Raw genomic sequence first — 18,189 nt, 5'->3', positions numbered from 1 at the left:
TGCTCATAAAGACCATTCTTATGTGAAAGAGCGATCGCCTGAGTCAGTATTAATTAACAGAAGCTTTTATTAGTAATTAGTTGAGTTTAAAGTTATGTCCTATACCAATCAAAAAGAAAAAACCATGAAATTAAATAAAGAGCAAATAGAATATTACAAAGAAAACGGGCTACTTTTTATTCCAGAGCTTTTTTCAACAAAAGAAGTTGAGGCAATGCACACTGCTGTTGAGGATTTGATAGTAAAAGATATACCAGGACGGATTTTAGAAAAGGATAACAAAACAGTGCGCGCTCTTCATGGATGCCACGCCACCACAGAAATTTTCGATTCTTTGACTCGACACCCTAGCCTCCTAACATCTACCTGCGAAATTCTTAATAGCGATGTATATGTCTACCAATTTAAAATCAACTTTAAAGCAGCTTTTGGAGGAGATATATGGCCGTGGCATCAAGACTTTGTATTTTGGGATCAAGAAGATGGTATGCCATCTCCTAAAGCATTGAATGTTGCTGTTTTCTTGGATGAATGTAATGAGTTTAACGGGCCTATGTATTTCATTCCAGGTTCTCACAAAAAGAGCCTTGTTCACTTAGGACAAATAGAGTCATCTGAAGTTAATCACCAAAAAAATGACTGGAAGTCAAATGTTAGTGCTGCTCTCAAGTACTCTCTTGGGAAAGAAACGATCGCCAAACTAGCTACTGAAAAAGGTATCGTTGCACCAAAAGGCCCTTTAGGCTCTGTCCTTTTCTTTCACTGTAATTTAGTACATGGATCAGCACCCAATATTTCTCCCTACGATCGCAGACTCCTAATTATCACTTATAACAGTATTAACAATATACCAAGCTTTAAGGGGCAACCCTGGCCAGAATTCTTGGTGAGCCGCAACCACACACCACTATAGCCTCTATTCAACAAAGTTCTGATTTAGCCTGCATCCTCTAGATAATGCGATCGCCTAAACCTAAAAATGGATGAAGTCGAGCCAGCATAAGTAAACATCTAAGTGCAAACATGATTCTAAGTATCGAGTCCTATATGTAATTTCTCACTCGGTACTTATCACTTGTTATTCAGCACTAAAAAGTATTAAATCTGATTATAAAAGATTTCAGTTTATTTTTAAAATATGCCAACCCAAGTTGTTCAACCTCAACCCGGAACAAATCCTGTTTCAGATTTTATCCAATTCTGGAAAAATGTCAGAGCGATCGCAGGGCCTTACTGGTATCCAACAAAGCCAGGGGAAAGAGCATTCTCAGATGTGATTCGTGCATGGGGAATGCTTATTCTGCTGATATTATTAATAATTGCACTTGTAGGTATAACTGCTTTTAATAGTTTCGTTAATCGTTATTTGATCGATATAATTATTCAAGAAAAAGATTATTCTAAGTTCATTAACATAGTGTGGCTTTATGCTGTTGGGCTTGTCTGCGTAACCCTCTTAGTTGGATTTTCTAAATTTCTTAGAAAAAAAATTGCTCTGGATTGGTATCAATGGCTCAATAATCAGATTTTAGATAAATATTTTACCAAACGTGCTTATTATAAAATTAATTTTAAAGCTGATATTGATAACCCAGATCAACGTTTATCCCAAGAAATTGAACCTATTACTAGTAATGCCCTGAGTTTTTCAGCTACTTTCCTAGAAAAAGTACTGCAAATGACGACTTTTTTAACACTTCTATGGTCAATTTCTCAACAGATCGCTGTTGCTCTGTTTGTTTATACGATTATAGGCAATTTGATTGCTGTTTACTTGAATCAAGAATTAAATAAGATTAATCAAGAGGAGCTTGAATCTAAAGCTGACTACAATTATGCCCTGACTCATGTTCGGAATCATGCCGAATCGATAGCTTTTTTTCGAGGAGAAAACCAAGAATCAAATATAATTCAACGAAGATTTAGTAATCTCCTAAAAAGTGCGAAACGCAAAATTAATTGGGAGAGGAATAACGAAATTTTTAATAAAGGATATCAGTCTGCTATCGAATTTTTTATTTTATTAGTACTTACACCTTTATATATTAGTGATGAAATTGATTTTGGACAAGTTGGACAAGCTACTTTAGCTAGCTATCTGTTTGCTACAGCTTTGGGAGAATTAATAAGTGAATTTGCTATTTCTGGAAATTTTTCTAGTTACGTTGAGCGTTTAACTGAGTTTTCAGATGCGTTAGAAGAAGTAACTAAACAACCTGAAAATGTAAGTACTATTAAAACAATAGAAGAAAACTACTTTGCTTTTGAGAATGTCACCTTACAAACACCAAACTATGAGCAGGTGATCGTCGAAGATTTGTCACTTTCTGTTCAACGTGGAGAAGGTCTATTGATTGTTGGCCCTAGTGGTCGAGGCAAAAGTTCTTTGTTGAGAGCGATCGCTGGTTTGTGGAATGCGGGGACTGGTCGTTTGATGCGACCTCCTCTAGAAGAAGTGTTGTTTTTGCCCCAACGTCCTTACATAATTTTGGGAACTTTACGCGAACAGTTACTCTATCCTAATACAAATCGTCAAATGAGCGATCGAGAACTCAAAGAAGTTTTGCAACAAGTTAACTTGCAAAACTTGCTAAGTCGAGTCGATGGCTTTGATACAGAAGTTCCTTGGGAGAATATATTATCTTTGGGAGAACAACAACGCCTTGCATTCGCACGACTCTTAATTACTCATCCTAGCTTCACTATATTAGATGAAGCAACCAGTGCCTTAGATTTGAATAATGAAGGAAGTTTATATCAACAGTTACAATCAACTCAAACAACTTTTATCAGTGTTGGACATCGGGAAAGCCTATTTGATTATCATCAATGGGTTTTAGAACTTTCACAAGATTCCAGTTGGCAACTTTTAACTGTGCAAGATTATCGGCTTCAAAAAGCAAAAGAAATTGCCATCAATTCTACCCAAAAAGCTGAAATAAAAATAGATGATTTTTCTAACGAAGAATCCCAAATCCAACCAGAAAGAGCGGTAGAAGTAGACATAATTGAAAGGCTTTCTCATCAAGAAATGCAAATGTTAACAAACTATTCAATTGCTACCATTAGAAGTAAGGCAAGCAAAGGCCAATCCATCACTACTAAAGAGGGCTTAACCTACCGCTATAACAAAAATCCAAAGATATTGAAATGGCTAAGACTTTAGTACTATATTTTCAACTAATTACGTCATCCTTGTTTGTTTGCTGGTAGCAATAAGCCTGTAGTCGAGAGATTCAATTTTAAAATTATTTAATGAATTAAAAACTGTATTAGTTACTAAAACAAAACGTCAAAAGGTAAATTTCAATAACAGTTATAAATTTAAGTATGTTCAGGCTTTTTATTACGAAGTAACAATCATATTTTATTGATTTAGAATGGTTACGTCATTATTTTAATTTAACAACCCAATGAAAAGGAAGTAAGTGGAATAGAAAGCTCGGCATATAGCATAAGTGTTAGAAATAAACTATTCCCTGAGAGTAATGAAATAGGGCGATCGCCATCAGAGAATCTAAGTCAAGATAAGACAATTAAAACTTAAGTAATAGTAAAAGTAATGAGCATAATAGTTAAATCATATCAGAATATTGTTACGTTTAAATATAGTATCGGTTACAAAAGTACAAGCATCACTATTTATAGTAATTGACTTGACTATGATATATCAGGTCGGTGGTAGCCTGAAGTATGATGACTCTACATATATTATCCGTCAAGCAGACGAACAACTTTATACTGGATTAAAAACCGGAAATTTTTGTTATGTCTTCAAGTGCCACCAAACAGGCAAATCGTCTCTACTACACCGGACTATTCATTGCTTAGAAAAAGAAAATCATATATGTGTTTATTTGAATTTCGCTCTATTAGGTACTAATCAAATTACACCTATACAATGGTATAAAGGCATTATTTTCAGCCTGTTTCACAAGTTAAATCTAACAAAACAGGTCAACTTTGAAAGTTGGTGGGAGCAACAATCAGAGCTTGACCCTGTACAACGACTGTATCAATTTGTGGAACAGGTGTTGCTGAGAAAAATTCAAAATAATCGCATTTTCATCTTTATCGATAATATTAATAGCCTGCTAAGTTTGAATTTCTCGGTCAACGATTTTTTTATTTGGATTCGTTACTGTTACGAGCAGCAGGCACACAACCCAAACTTTAAACGTTTGGGTTTTGCTTTGTTTGGTGTAGCTAGTCCATCTAACCTAATTGTTGATCGACATCGAACCCCCTTTTACATTGGTCAAGCGATTAACTTATGTGACTTTCAATTACATGAAGCTATGCCCCTGCTTGAAGGTTTAGAAGAAGTAGTCAGTCAGCCACAAGTAATATTGCAGTATATTATTCATTGGACAAGAGGACAGCCATTTCTCACACAAAAGCTTTGTCAGTTAGTTGTGCAAGTTGCCTTAGAAAGTTATAAAAGAACGATTACTATACCGAACGGTACTGAAGGATATTGGATAGAACAATTGGTGCGATCGCGCATTATTCAACATTGGGAATTCCAAGATGAACCTCAACATCTCCGTACCATAAGAGATCGCTTACTTTTTGACGAACACAAAGCAGGAAAATTATTAAAAATTTATCAACGGGTGTTACAAGTAGAGGAACTGAGGAATAGGAATCCGATAGAGAACTTGATACCAGCCGATAATAGTGAAGAACAGACAGAACTGTTGCTATCTGGTTTGGTGGAAAATTATAACGGCTATCTGAGAGTTAAAAATCCTATTTACCGGAGTGTTTTCACTCCTCAATGGGTATTAAGACAGTTAGAAAACCTTCCTTTTTCTTGGTAGGAGCTAGTAATTAAAATACATATGTTAGATAAGTTCTGCATTGCTTGTCTAATAAATCAGTATCAATTATTAATAATTTATACATTACCTACTTGCCTATCTTTGGAATTTGCTTGTGCATAATTTCTGCCAAGTTTTTAAGCAAGTCTTGATTCCAAATATTGTAGTAATTATTAATACTCAATGTTCTAAATACTACTAAAGCGATAATACTTTTGCAACACACCAATAAAAAAGTCATAATTTATACAAGTTAAAAATATTACATTATTTATGCAATCACATTTGTACAAATTCAGGTAAGTACAAGGACTTGATTTCTTCAAAGAGTTTTTGCAAAACAAGCATCAAAACACCGAGTGAAAAAGTAGGAAAAGTGGGAAAAGTAGGAGAAATAAATAATTGATGTCAGTGTTTACTATCAAGCTAATATAATGTAACTTAGTTTATTAGAGTTCCAATAGATTTTAGGAAAAAATGAAATAACAGTGTATCAAAAACTGTTACACTAAATGATAACTAAGTACAAAGTGAAAATAAGTGTTATTTTTTACACCTTTTTACCATAAGACTTGGGACAGCAATGTATAAAACTAAACGCACACGAGGAGTTGTACTAACATCCACAGGAATTAAACGGTTACAATCAGCAATTCTTTCTGTGGAGATAGTAGAAAATAAAGGCGAACACTTGAGTTTAGAAGAAATAAGCTCGCGTATTCATGTTTCTAGTAGAACTTTGAGTAAATTATGGTCTTTAAGTGAAAGTGTAGATCAAAAAACCATAAAACTCTGCTTTAGCGCTTTTAATCTAGAATTACACAGCGAAGACTACACCATAATCAACAAAGCAAATGAGACTGGAGCATCTGAGTTATTGCCTATTGCAAATATAGGAGAAGATTTATCTCAACGTTCCGAATTAACCTCATTTGTCGAAAAACATGACACACAAACTGAACAGGTAGAAAATATTTGCTCATACCCGGATGGGCCCGTACCTTTAGATTCTCACTTTTATATTGAACGTCCTCCACTAGAGAAAAAGGTTTATCGAGAAATAACTCAAAAGGGCTGCGTAATTCGGATTAAGTCCCCCAAACAGATGGGTAAAAGTTCTCTTGTGTTGCGGGTTTGTGCGTTTGCACAGAAACTTGGGTATCAGACTGTGAATCTGAATTGCTACCAATTCGATAGTGAGTGTTTAACTGATTTAAATAAACTGTTGCGTCGTCTTTGCTGGAAAATTGCAACAGGGTTAGGTATTGACCCCAACCTCAAAGAAAAATGGAATGAAGAAATTGGCTACAACTTGAGTAGCGGTTTCTATTTAGAAAACTATTTGCTTGAGCAATGTCAAAGCCCAGTGGTTTTAGTGTTGAATGAAATTGACCGTTTTTTTGAATATCCTCACATTTGTCAAGAGTTTTTTGCTTTGTTGAGGTCATGGTGTGAGGAAGCACGACACAATCCCAACTGGCAAAAGCTGAGGTTAGTAATGGTTTACTCAACCGAAGACTATATCTCTATGGATATTAACCTCTCTCCTTTTAATATTGGTCTACCTATTCGTCTGAACGATTTTACTCAACCACAAGTAGAAGGTTTAGCTAAACGGTATGGTTTAGACTCATTTAAAGCTAAAGATTTCGCCCAACTAATGTCATTAGTAGGAGGACATCCAGCACTAATTCAAATTAGTTTGTACTATCTTAGGTCTCAAGAAATGACCCTACAAGAAATAATAGAGGAAGCGATCGCCAATGGTGGCATCTACCGCGATCATTTATGGCGACAGTTGATCAAACTGCAAGAAAATCCTAGATTAGCAAAGACTTATGCTGAAATTATGGCAGCAAATCAAGGTATTTCTCTTAACCCTATTGACACTTACAAGCTTGAAGGTTTGGGATTAATCCGCTTTGAGGGCGATCGCATCTTACCGCGTTGCGAACTCTACCGCGCCTATTTTGCAAAACAGCTATCGACAATTGTTTGATATAGCAACAGTAAGGCACTCACTCAATCAAGATCAAGTACTGCGCAGGCGCAGCCCAACCTAAGCATCGCAGTAGTACAGGATCAAATTCGAGAAAATTTTAGTTTTGCGTTTTCAACAAGAGCAGTTGATAGCTGTTTGATATTAAGTATTTAGCTATAATTATGTTTTCAGTTTAAAATAATTTTTTGCTAACTTTCTTAACTATCTTAACTTTCCTTGCATTTCCGCTCTGATGCTGAGAATATTTAAATGCGTAGATACCAATAGCAGTACATCAGCAATTAAAGTTTATTGACTTCAAGAAGAACTGCAAATATCACTTTTCTGGGCCGCAGCATCAGCAAAATTTTAATTCGTCTGATTATGTGTGTGGTGCTGGTTAGCCTGAATTAGATGGTGATTTATCGACGTGAAAACAAGATAAGTGGAAATTTGCGGTTTTCCTAAGAATTGATACTAGCTCTTTTCAGGTATCAGGGATAAAGTTAAAAGTTCCATAGAACAAACTAAATTATTACATAAAACTGTGCTGTAAAATTTGCAATATTTACTTTCAACAATTTATCGGCAAATTACTAATCATTATGTTAAGGTTTTTGTTTGATAATTACACTTAGATATGAGATATCAAGTAGGGGGTAGTCTCTGCACTGACGACCCCACATACGTTACCCGTCAGGCAGATGAACAACTCTATGCCAGCTTGAAAGCTGGCAATTTCTGTTATGTCTTCAACTCTCGTCAGATGGGTAAGTCATCGTTACTACAACGCACAAGTTATCGTTTTAAGGAAGAAGGTCATAGCTGTGTTTACTTAGATATGACTCGCTTGGGTATTGAAGATACTACACCAGATCAATGGTATAAAGGCATTATTATCAGCTTATTATATAGCTTAAAATTAGCGTCACAAATTGATTTTCAGTGCTGGTGGGAAATGCAAGCAGGTATTTCCTCGGTGCAAAAACTACAGCTATTTGTTGAAGATATCTTACTACCAAATATCAAAAGTGATTCTCTACAAAATGGCAAAGCCAAACGCATTTTCATATTTATTGATGAGATTGATAGTCTACTGAGTTTAAGTTTCCCAATTAACGACTTTTTTGCTTGGATTCGTCAGTGCTATAATCTAAGACCACATAACTCAAACTTTGAACGCTTGGGATTTGCACTATTTGGTGTAGCTAGTCCCTCCGACTTGATTGCTGATAAACGCCGCACGCCCTTTAACCTTGGTAAAGCAATTGAGTTACAGGGCTTTGAACTGCATGAAGCCACGCCCTTGCTTCTAGGATTAGAAGAAGTAGTCAGTCAACCACAAGCAATACTGCAAGAGGTTATTTATTGGACAGGCGGACAACCCTTTCTGACACAAAAACTCTGTGACTTAATTACTCAAGTAGCCTTTGAAAGTACTAGAGGGAAAATTACCCTGCCCCCAGGTATAGAAGCATTGTGGGTAGAGCAATTAGTGCGATCGCAGATTATTCAAAATTGGCAGTCACAAGACGAACCAGAACATTTGCGTACTATTCGCGATCGCCTCCTATTCGACGAACAACAGGCAGGGCGGTTGTTGGGTATTTATCAACAGGTATTGCAAGCAGAAGAGGCTGTTGAGCAGGGAAGCGGGGGAGCAGAGGAGCAGGGGAGCAGAGGAGCAAGGGAGCAGGGGAGTGGGGGAGAAGAGTTTTCCCCTCCGCCTCTTCATTCTGTTCCGAGTGATGATAGTCGAGAACAGATACAACTATTGTTGTCCGGTTTAATAGAAAGACACAACGGCTATCTCAAAATTAAAAATCCTATCTATCGGAATGTTTTTAATGCCCAATGGGTGTTAAGACAACTAGATAATCTCCGCCCCTACTCGCAAACATTTAACGCTTGGGTAGCATCGGGTTACAAAGATGAATCGCGTCTGTTGCGAGGACAAGCTTTAAAAGATACTCAAAATTGGTCACAGGGCAAGAGTCTGAGCGATTTAGATTATCAATTTTTAGCCGCAAGTGTTGAATGCGATCGCCAAGAAATGCAAATGGCATTAGAGGCAGCACGGGCTAAAGAGGTAGAAGCACGACTCGTACAAGAGAAAAAAACGGCTTTAGAGGTAGAAACACGACTCGTACAAGAGAAAAAAACGGCTTTATTACAGAGATATCTATTAATTGCAGCAAGTATTGGATTGCTCGTTTCTAGTAGTTTGGGAATAGGAACTTTCATTTTGTATTACCAGGCTCGTAAAAGTGAAACTCAAGCTAAAAACAGTGAAATTCAAGCGCTTGTATCTTCTTCTGTTGGATTGTTTGCCTCAAATCGCAGATTGGATGCACTTGTAGAAGCAATCAAAGCAAAAAAAAGACTGCAAAAATTAGATAAATTAAATACAAATCTTGCGCCTAAAGTTGAAAATGCACTGCAACAAGCAATTTATGGAGCAGATGAGTACAACCGTTTTTCGGGGCATACCGCAGCTGTAATGGCTGTAGATATTAGCCCTGACAGTTCTCTAATTGCTTCAGCCAGTATGGATAGAACAATCAAACTTTGGCGACGTGATGGTACAGCAGTTGCAACTCTCAAAGGTCATCAGGGAGCAGTTAGAGCAGTTAAATTTAGTCCTGACGGTCGGATATTTGCCTCAGCGAGTGAGGATAGTACTATTAAACTTTGGCAACGCGATCCCAAAGACGCATCGTGGCGCATTTCAAGAACATTTAAAGGCCACACAGCGTCAGTCTGGGGAGTTGCGTTTAGTCCCGATGGTCAAACTATTGCCTCTATTAGTTGGGACACAACTATGAGAGTCTGGAAGCGAGACGGCACTTTGGTAAGAACATTTCAAGGTTATAAAGCTGGGTTTTTGGGAGTTGCGTTTAGTCCCGACGGCCAGACCATTGCAGCTGCCAATATAGACAGGACAGTAAAACTTTGGAGACAAAACAGTTCAGGTTGGCAGAATGCCAATACCCTACAACCTCTCCAAGGTCATACAGCTTGGGTTATGAGAATAGCTTTTAGTCCTGACGGACAGACTATTGCGTCAGCGAGTGAAGATACAACTGTCAAACTTTGGCAGCGAGACAGCACACATGGCAGTTATCGTCTTCATAAAACACTCAAAGGTCATAGTGCGGGAGTTTCGGGAGTCGCGTTTAGTCCCGATGGTCAGACTATTGCTTCCGCTAGTCTCGACAAAACTATAAAACTTTGGGACATTGATGGCATAGAACGCAGAACCCTTAGAGGACATAGTGCATCTGTTTGGGGAGTTACTTTCAGTCCTGACGGTAGCTTTATAGCTTCGGCAGGTGCAGAAAACCTTGTGAGGCTTTGGCAGAGTGAAAATCCATTCCAAAAGAGTGTCATAGCTCATAAAGGCGGAATTTGGTCAATAGCGATCGCCTCCGACAATTCCACCATCGCCACAGCCAGCCACGAAAATACTGTGAAATTTTGGAGTCGTCAAGGCAAATTGCAGAAAACTTTGACCCAAAAAGGCTCAGTTTCCCAGGTTTCTTTCAGTGAGGATAACAAGTTGATGGCTCTTCCTAGTGAAGATGATACGGTACAACTCAAGCGGCGAGATGGTACGTTAATCGCTACTTACAAAAACTCTTATGGCAAAATCACCGGAGCGTTATTAAGTCCCGATGGTCGAGCGATCGCCATATCTAATACTGACAATAATGTTCGGATATGGCGTGTAGGTCAACCTACGCTACAAATTCTCAAAGGGCATCAAGCCGAAATATGGGAAGTTGCATTTAGCCCTGACGGTCAACTGATTGCTTCTGCTAGTGCGGATGGTACTGTTAAACTATGGACGCTAGAAGGTAACTTACTCAGCACATTTGTCGGACATTCGGCGGCAGTTTGGACAGTTGCCTTTAGTCCTGATGGTAAGATGGTGGCTTCTGGAAGTGGCGACAATACCATTAAGCTGTGGACACTTGAAGGCAAGTTGCTGCAAACATTCATTGGTCACACAGCTGCAATTTGGGGGATAGCTTTTAGTCCCGACGGTAAAAGGCTTGCTTCTGGCAGTGGAGATGGAACCGTTAAGCTTTGGAAACTTGATGGTACGGAAATAACGACCCTGAGAGGACATACCGCAGCGATTAGGCAAATTGCAATCAGCCGCGATGGAAGTGTTCTAGCTTCAGGGGGTGATGATAACACGCTCATTCTTTGGAACTTGCCCCAAATTCTCAAGCTAGATGCACTGACTTATGGTTGCAAGTTGGTGCAGGATTATCTGAAAACTAACACAGCAGTTGAGAAAGGCGAAACTCCTGCACAGTCGCTGCGCGATCGCTCACTCTGCGATCGCTCTCAGAACTATTAGAAATTTTCTTAATAGAAATAAAGATTGCTTCCTCATCCCCATTTTTTATCTTTCTATTTCATCTATTTCTTTTGGAACCTCCGCAGTTAAAATCTCATGTCCCCCAGGTGTAACTAACACATCATCTTCAATACGAATACCAATGCCAACCCATCGAGGATCAGTCTCTGGCTGGTCTTCTGCTAGTTTGGTATCTGGCACAATATATAGTCCCGGTTCCACTGTCAAAATTTGACCTGGTTGTAAAATCTGTGGTTTGTCTTCACCATGCTGGTAAACACCTACATCATGGACATCCAAACCTAACCAATGACTGGTACGATGCATATAATATGGCTTGTATTTCTCTTCTTCAATTAACTTATCAATTTCACCTTTGAGAATGCCAAGTTCGACTAAACCTTCCGTGAGAACGCGCACTGCTGTATCGTGAACTAATTTGAAGGGATTACCTGGTTGCACTTGAGCGATCGCTTGTTTTTGTGCCTTTAAAACAATTTCATACAGCGTTTTTTGTTCTGGCGTAAACTTATTCCCCACAGGAAATGTCCGCGTAATATCAGAATTGTAATAACCGTAAGCACAACCGGCATCAATTAGCAGTAATTCTCCATCCTGCATTTGACGATTATTTTCAATGTAATGTAGTACGCAAGCATTTACACCAGAAGCCACAATCGAAGGATAAGCAGGCCCTAACCCACCCCGCACTCGAAAGATCCGTTCCATCTCCGCCTGTATTTCGTACTCATAACGTCCAGGTGCGGCGATTTCTTGGGCATAATTGTGTGCTTCAGTTGCGATCGCAGCTGCTTGACGCATCAATTCCACCTCAACTTCGCTTTTGATCAATCTCATGCTGTTGAGGACAGGGCCAGTATCTTCAATAGCGATCGGGCCTGTACCCCGCTTCGGATAAGTCCGCAGTAAACTTTGGTAATGTTTCAGGATTTGATCGTTAAAATTGCGATCGCGTCCTAAGTGATAATAAATCCGGCTAGCTTTTTCTAAATACTGCGGCAACTTTTCATCTAACTCACTAATCGGGTACGCTTCATCAGCACCATAAATTTCCTTGGCTGCATCTACTCCACAAAGATAACCAGTCCATACTTCCTTTTCGCGATCCTTCGGTTGGACAAACAGCACAAACCGATGTTCTGCATGATGCGGCGCTAACACTGCTACTGCTTGTGGTTCATTAAAACCAGTCAAGTAAAAAAAATCACTATCTTGCCGATAAACATACTCGACATCATTGTGCATCACTGCCATTGGCGCACTGCGAAAAATGGCTGTTCCATCACCAATTTTTGCCATTAATTGTTCGCGACGCTGCCGATATTCTGCTTGCATAGTTGATGTACTTTTAAAAACTATTGTATTATTTGACACTTTTAACAACTAATAGATGCACAGATGATGCCTCTTAATAGTTGCTAATCTAAGTTATTCTAACCAATATTTGTTTCCACTCAAGGCATAAATTATTGGAGAATAATCAATTATCTCGAAAGACTCAGTTTTCCTAATTTTTAAACAATTCGGAAATCTTGTTTTTATCAAAAGATTTAGGATATTCATGAAGTTAAATAAGTTTTAAACGTTTATTTTATACAAATTTTGGTAGTTCATACATCTAACAACACATAGTAAAAAATATGTCTAATAAAACCATAATAAAAAAAGTTCTCGCTTATGTAACCAAGAAAAATGAATTAATGGTATTTACACATACTAATTTTCCTGAAGCTGGCGTGCAAGTACCTGCTGGTACAGTTGAAGAAGACGAGGAGCCATCTGAAGCTGTACTGCGAGAAATTTATGAAGAATCTGGTGTTAAGGGAGTTCGGATTATTGAGTTATTAGGTATTTATCAATACAACATGACTCCCTATCGGGATGAAATTCAAGAACGTTATGTTTATAGCGTTTACTAATCACATGAGGTACATCATATTCCCCTCCTCGCTTGCGGGGAGGGGGTTGGGGGTGGGGTTCTTGTACCTCACTCAACTGAGAACCGCTGTATCATCTCGAATTAACTCAGTCTACACCATCGACTTGGCGGCATTGGGAAATACATCCAAGTACCAGCAAAAACCCTATAGCCTTCGATTTTTATTGGGTGAAATTGGATAGCTCAAATTTAGGACTAGACGGTGGTCAAGGTTATTTTCTATCTAAGCTGGTTCACAAAATAAAAAATAGTGGATCTTCAGCTAATACTTAAAAACGTGCTAAAAAAACAAAGGTAATATTAGGCAAATTCATTAGGAATCATATAGCGATCGCTTCTATTTTAATTAAGTCTGTCTAATTCAACATAAAATAAATTTCTGGTTCGTAGGTAGATTTTTGATACAAGCTTCAAATGTCAAAGAAAATCGATAAAGTAATCATTTCTATCTATAAATAATATATATAAATTACAAAACGTATTTTGTAAATGCTTATATAGAACTTGAAAATTTCAGAATAATAGTTTAAAAAAACCAATATTTATCTTCAAAGAGTGATATTAATAAATAAAAAATGGTTATAAAGAAATATTGAAATCCGGATAAATGTTATTTCGTTACAGAAAGAGATTGCAAAAAAAAGTTAAAAAAATATGACAGCCAATAATAAAAATTCACCATGCCTGAAAATCAAAATTCCTCACCCTTAGCTTTGAATACATCTCGATTAGCATCAGATTCTTTTGCAAAATCAGAAATCTTGACAACTTCTCTTAAGAGTTTAAATTATGATTTGGGGTTTGGAAATAAAAGTTCTTCACTAGCACTAGAAAGTCAACCAGTGACTGCGCCTGTTAAAACGTCAGCAAATCCCAACCCTAATCCTTACTTAACTAGTGCGGCAATTACTCCTGACTTTAACGGTGATGGTAAAACAGACAAAGTTTGGGTCAATTCTACAACCGGTGAGATTATCATTCGGTTGATGGATGGAACAACAGTTGTCGAACAGGGTTCTTTAGGTCAATTTGACCTATCCGCCTATGATTACAAAATTGCTGACTTCAATGCTGATGGCAAAACCGACTTCTTATTACGCAATAAGACAACCGGTGAAAATAGCGTTGTCCTGATGGATGGCACCAGAGTTGGTAGTGCGGCTGCTCTAAGTAGCGTTGATCCAGCCTGGAGTCCTCAGATTGGAGATTTCAACGGCGATCGCAAAACCGATATCTTCTGGCACAATAGTCAAACCGGTGAGAACGCTATTTGGGAGATGGATGGCACCACAGTTCTGAATGCAACTGTTTTAGACACTACAGACGCAGCATATACTCCTACCATTGTTGATTTCGATGGCAATGGCAAGAGTGACATCTTCTGGCGCAATCAGACAACTGGCGATAACGTCGCTTGGTTTATGGATGGTACGCAAAAGACTGACTTTGCTCTACAATCACAAGATGCCGCTTGGACTTCTAGCCTTGGTGATTTCAACGGCGACTTTAAGACAGACATTCTGTGGAGAAACGCTCAAACAGGTGAGAACAAGGTTTGGACGATGAATGGTATCTTAGTCACCGAGGGTGCTTTGGGGACACTTGACTCATCCTGGACTTCCAAAATTGGTGACTTCAACGGTGATGGCAAGACCGATATCTTCTGGCACAATGGAACCACAGGCGCGAACACCGCTTGGTTGATGGATGGTACAACAGTTGCAACTGAAGCTTTCTTACCAGCTAATAACGCGGCCTTGACACCATCCCTTGGCGATTTCAACGGCGATGGCAAGACTGATATCTACTGGCGCGATCAGACAGCAGGTACAGACAACATTTGGACTATAAATGAAACGACAGCAGTTGAGACTCCCATCAGCGATGCAGATAAGCTAGGCCCAGAGTGGTATACCTTCTAAAATCTAGGGTCATTCGGCATAAGGCATGGAGAAGAGACAAAAAAGACAAGGAAAAGGGGGGAGATAAGGCAATACGGTTCGGTTAAAGGGTAAAGGGTAAAGGGGAAAGGTTTTGAATACATCCTTTCCCCTTTACCCGCAAACCCATTCCCCAGATCATAAGGAAAGTGAAAAATGCTTATCCGAACCGTATTGGGAGATAAGGGAAAGATTTTCAATAATTCCCTCTTCTTCTCCTTACCCCTCTTATCTCTCTCATCTCCCTCATTCCCTACTACTCAAAACTTGTAACTCAAAACCTGAATTTCTCCCTTTTCCGGCAATTTACCAGGGCTAATGGAAATACTATCTCCATTGCTACGCCGCACTGTCATCCCTTGCATCAAGGTCAGAAAATTATCCAATGGCGAAAGATCGCACTTAGCAGCATCAGCAGCTTGTGTGCGGTAATGAGTCGGAATCACCAACTTGGGATTTAAAACTTGAACAGCCTGCTTTGCTTCCTCAGCATTGTAGGCTTTTGCACTGCCTCCCACTGGAATAAACGCTACATCGGGACGCCCCATCAAGATTTTTTGCTCAATAGAAATGGGTGCAGCAGCCCCGCCTAAGTGTAGGATATTAATTCCGCCTTGCTTCCAACTCCAAGCAGTATTTGAGCCAAACTGCTTACCACCCTTGCGATCGTGGTCTATGGCAACTCCTTGGAATTTAATGCCTTTAAATTCATAAACTCCTGGTTCATAGATGAGTTTTGCATTTCCCGGTAGTACATCCACAGCACCTTCATCCAGTAGTTGGCTGCTAATCAGTACCAAATCTGCTGCAACTTTTGGCGGACGATACCCAGCAGTACAGCCGACTGTCCGAAACGGATTGACGAGAACTTTTGCACCACCGCCAGTAAAAAGAAAGCAAGTATGACCCAACCACTGAACTGATAAACCGCTAGATTGTGCGTCAGCTTGAGATTCAGAACCCAAAGTAGTAACCAAAGCTGTGGCCAACCCCGCCCCAGCATAGCCCATCAAGTGTCGTCGTTTCATTAATTATGCTCTTGACTGTAACTGTTCCAGAAAATTTCGCAATAACTGTTTTCCTGAAGATGTCAGGACACTCTCTGGGTGAAACTGGACGCCCTGAATGTGAGGATAGTTCCGGTGTCGCACTCCCATAATGGTGTTATCTTCAACCCAAGCGGTGATTTCTAACACATCTGGGCAAGTCTCACGTTCGATTACCAAACTATGATACCTGGTGGCAATTAGAGGATTTTCTAATCCCCGGAAAACCCCCACTCCAGTGTGAGACACCTGAGAGGTTTTGCCATGCATCAACTCTGGAGCAGGAATTATTTTACCACCGAACACTTGACCAATGCTTTGATGTCCCAAACAGACACCTAAAATTGGTAACTCTTGTCCTAGCTGTTCAATCAATTCTAAAGAAATGCCGGCATCTTCCGGGCGACCAGGCCCAGGAGAAATAACCACAGCTTCCGGCTTTAATGCCCGAATCTCATCTATGGATATCTTGTCGTTACGAAAAACTTTAATATCATTTGCCACTGGGAACTCTGATACCAATTCTCCCAGGTACTGCACTAAGTTATATGTAAAACTATCGTAATTGTCGATCACTATAATCAAAGCTTGTGACTCCTGGTTGTTACCACTCATCAGTTGCAAAAAGCATAAATAAGTATCTCATGCTATTTGTTCGTTATACCAATTTGAAAAAGAATGCGAAGGCAAAAAAGTTCTGTTAGCGGTAGTGGTGCGTTTAGCCCATTTCCAGTTCTGAGTAAAGAAGTTAGATTCTCAACTTCTTTACTCAGCACTACTACCCCAGTCTCTAATCTCTAGTCCCCATCAGCCTAACCAATTAATTTCTGCCAGCTAGCAGGTCCGATAATTCCATCAGCATCTAAACCATTTTGCTTTTGAAAGTTCTTAACTACAACCTCTGTTTGCGGCCCGTAGACGCCATCATTCTCAACACCTAAACGGTATTGTAAGTATCTGACAACTGCACCACCAGCATGGTTTGGTCTGATAATTCGTTTTGCTAAAATTAGATTTATGGCATTCCATGTAGTTGCGTCAGCAATTCCAGTCGGCTTAACTCCGACAATAGTCTGAAATTTTTCTACAGCAGATTTGGTGTTAGCTCCTGTGAAGCCATCTTCCACTAAAGCCTTACCATTTTTATCAGTTATTTTTAGTCTATTTAAGGATTTTTGCAGTCTGAGAATAGTCTCATCTATATTCTCTTCTTCATCTGGTACAGGGTTAATAGGGGCACTTGGCAGTTTACCAGTTAAGCCTTTGACAATTGCATTAGCCATTGCTTCAGGATTAAAAAGATTCATATCTTTTTGCGAATCGAGGAAGCAACATTCTATCAAGATAGCAGGCATATCTGTATTTTTCAGAACATACAAGTGAGAACCACTCTTAACGCCACGATTAAAAAATCCTAACTTAATGATTTCATCCAATACAGGTTTAGCAATTTTTCTACCTCTATCACTAGTTGCAAATACTTCTGTGCCATTAGCTTGCTTGTTAAAAGCATTAAAATGAATCGAAACGAAAATATCTACTTTACTGGCATTAGCTGTAGAACATCTTTTTGAGAGTGAGTCACGGACTGTATTAGCACTACTTGGTCTACATACTACGACTTCATTTCCTAAAGCTCTTAACTTGGCTATAACTCTATTACCTACATCTAGAGTTAAATTATCCTCTAATTTAATACCTCTAGCTCCTGTATCTGGTGGACAATTGTGCCCGGTATCAATTCCAAATTTCATTATTTCATCCTCAATTTACTTGTTTTTACACTATTTCAAAACTCTTATAATTATATAGACAAAGTTTAGTTAATAGCTTTGTAAAATACTTGTTAGCAATAACTGCATTATTTTCAGCATTCCTACGCTATTAAACCAAATAAGTTTTTCTGCGAAGCTGGACAGCAAATTTCATTTGGTAAAATTCACTAATTCAAAACTATATTGTAACCAAAAACACAACTATTATAAGTTATCAATATCGAGAATAACCAGTAAAATTTTGCAATAAATTCAAATCTAGCAATTGCCTCCATTATTTAGATAATAACGCTTT

General features: G+C 38.8%; 11 protein-coding genes. 7 read left to right on the top strand and 4 right to left on the bottom strand.

The annotated features are described in order from the left end of the window. Positions 1-94: 94 nt before the first annotated feature. From RMY16_RS00150 to RMY16_RS00130, 5 genes are all read left to right on the top strand, one after another. Positions 95-913 carry a phytanoyl-CoA dioxygenase family protein gene (locus tag RMY16_RS00150; protein WP_322734661.1) on the top strand — a complete coding sequence of 273 codons (819 nt, stop codon included), beginning with the start codon at positions 95-97 and terminating at the stop codon, positions 911-913. Positions 914-1,138: 225 nt separating this feature from the next. Continuing rightward, entirely contained in the window at positions 1,139-3,166 is a 2,028-nt protein-coding gene (locus RMY16_RS00145; protein WP_322734660.1) for an ABC transporter ATP-binding protein/permease, read from the top strand. 496 nt (positions 3,167-3,662) lie between these two features. Further along, positions 3,663-4,823, top strand: a complete 1,161-nt coding sequence (locus RMY16_RS00140; protein WP_322734659.1) for an AAA-like domain-containing protein — start codon at positions 3,663-3,665, stop codon at positions 4,821-4,823. A 583-nt stretch (positions 4,824-5,406) separates the two neighbouring features. Beyond that, complete coding sequence (locus RMY16_RS00135) at positions 5,407-6,822, top strand: AAA-like domain-containing protein (protein WP_322734658.1); 1,416 nt, start codon at positions 5,407-5,409, stop codon at positions 6,820-6,822. Between the two features lie 622 nt (positions 6,823-7,444). Further along, positions 7,445-11,173 (top strand): AAA-like domain-containing protein, encoded by a 3,729-nt coding sequence (locus tag RMY16_RS00130; RefSeq protein WP_322734657.1) that lies wholly within the window; start codon positions 7,445-7,447, stop codon positions 11,171-11,173. A 45-nt stretch (positions 11,174-11,218) separates the two neighbouring features. Here the strand turns inward: RMY16_RS00130 and RMY16_RS00125 are convergent, their stop codons facing one another. After that, complete coding sequence (locus RMY16_RS00125; RefSeq protein WP_322734656.1) at positions 11,219-12,529, bottom strand: aminopeptidase P N-terminal domain-containing protein; 1,311 nt, start codon at positions 12,527-12,529, stop codon at positions 11,219-11,221. A 305-nt stretch (positions 12,530-12,834) separates the two neighbouring features. On the opposite strand from RMY16_RS00125, the gene RMY16_RS00120 reads away from it, so the two are divergent. Beyond that, a complete protein-coding gene (locus RMY16_RS00120) occupies positions 12,835-13,113 on the top strand; it encodes an NUDIX domain-containing protein (RefSeq protein ID WP_322734655.1) in 279 nt (92 codons plus the stop codon). A 700-nt stretch (positions 13,114-13,813) separates the two neighbouring features. Further along, complete coding sequence (locus tag RMY16_RS00115) at positions 13,814-15,055, top strand: VCBS repeat-containing protein (RefSeq protein WP_322665783.1); 1,242 nt, start codon at positions 13,814-13,816, stop codon at positions 15,053-15,055. Positions 15,056-15,333: 278 nt separating this feature from the next. Here RMY16_RS00115 and RMY16_RS00110 read toward each other — a convergent pair whose 3' ends face one another. The 3 genes from RMY16_RS00110 to RMY16_RS00100 all read right to left on the bottom strand — a co-directional run bounded on the left by RMY16_RS00110 (position 15,334) and on the right by RMY16_RS00100 (position 17,873). Continuing rightward, positions 15,334-16,101, bottom strand: coding sequence for an MBL fold metallo-hydrolase (locus RMY16_RS00110; RefSeq protein ID WP_322734654.1), 768 nt, complete (start codon positions 16,099-16,101; stop codon positions 15,334-15,336). A 3-nt stretch (positions 16,102-16,104) separates the two neighbouring features. Continuing rightward, positions 16,105-16,704, bottom strand: coding sequence for an aminodeoxychorismate/anthranilate synthase component II (locus RMY16_RS00105; RefSeq protein ID WP_322734771.1), 600 nt, complete (start codon positions 16,702-16,704; stop codon positions 16,105-16,107). Positions 16,705-16,931: 227 nt separating this feature from the next. Continuing rightward, the gene (locus RMY16_RS00100; protein WP_322734653.1) at positions 16,932-17,873 is read right to left on the bottom strand and encodes an N-acetylmuramoyl-L-alanine amidase; all 942 of its coding nucleotides are present in this window, start codon (positions 17,871-17,873) and stop codon (positions 16,932-16,934) included. Positions 17,874-18,189: the final 316 nt, after the last annotated feature.

Origin of the sequence: Nostoc sp. DedQUE12b (assembly GCF_034530835.1) — a bacterium.
In the GTDB taxonomy this organism is placed as follows: domain Bacteria; phylum Cyanobacteriota; class Cyanobacteriia; order Cyanobacteriales; family Nostocaceae; genus Nostoc.
This window is presented reverse-complemented; position numbering and strand designations above follow the sequence as displayed.

Coding starts and splice junctions, on each gene's coding strand:
- RMY16_RS00150 (WP_322734661.1), top strand. CDS start 95: ATGTCCTATACCAATCAAAAAGAAAAAACCATGAAATTAAATAAAGAG.
- RMY16_RS00145 (WP_322734660.1), top strand. CDS start 1,139: ATGCCAACCCAAGTTGTTCAACCTCAACCCGGAACAAATCCTGTTTCA.
- RMY16_RS00140 (WP_322734659.1), top strand. CDS start 3,663: ATGATATATCAGGTCGGTGGTAGCCTGAAGTATGATGACTCTACATAT.
- RMY16_RS00135 (WP_322734658.1), top strand. CDS start 5,407: ATGTATAAAACTAAACGCACACGAGGAGTTGTACTAACATCCACAGGA.
- RMY16_RS00130 (WP_322734657.1), top strand. CDS start 7,445: ATGAGATATCAAGTAGGGGGTAGTCTCTGCACTGACGACCCCACATAC.
- RMY16_RS00125 (WP_322734656.1), bottom strand. CDS start 12,529: ATGCAAGCAGAATATCGGCAGCGTCGCGAACAATTAATGGCAAAAATT.
- RMY16_RS00120 (WP_322734655.1), top strand. CDS start 12,835: ATGTCTAATAAAACCATAATAAAAAAAGTTCTCGCTTATGTAACCAAG.
- RMY16_RS00115 (WP_322665783.1), top strand. CDS start 13,814: ATGCCTGAAAATCAAAATTCCTCACCCTTAGCTTTGAATACATCTCGA.
- RMY16_RS00110 (WP_322734654.1), bottom strand. CDS start 16,101: ATGAAACGACGACACTTGATGGGCTATGCTGGGGCGGGGTTGGCCACA.
- RMY16_RS00100 (WP_322734653.1), bottom strand. CDS start 17,873: ATGAAATTTGGAATTGATACCGGGCACAATTGTCCACCAGATACAGGA.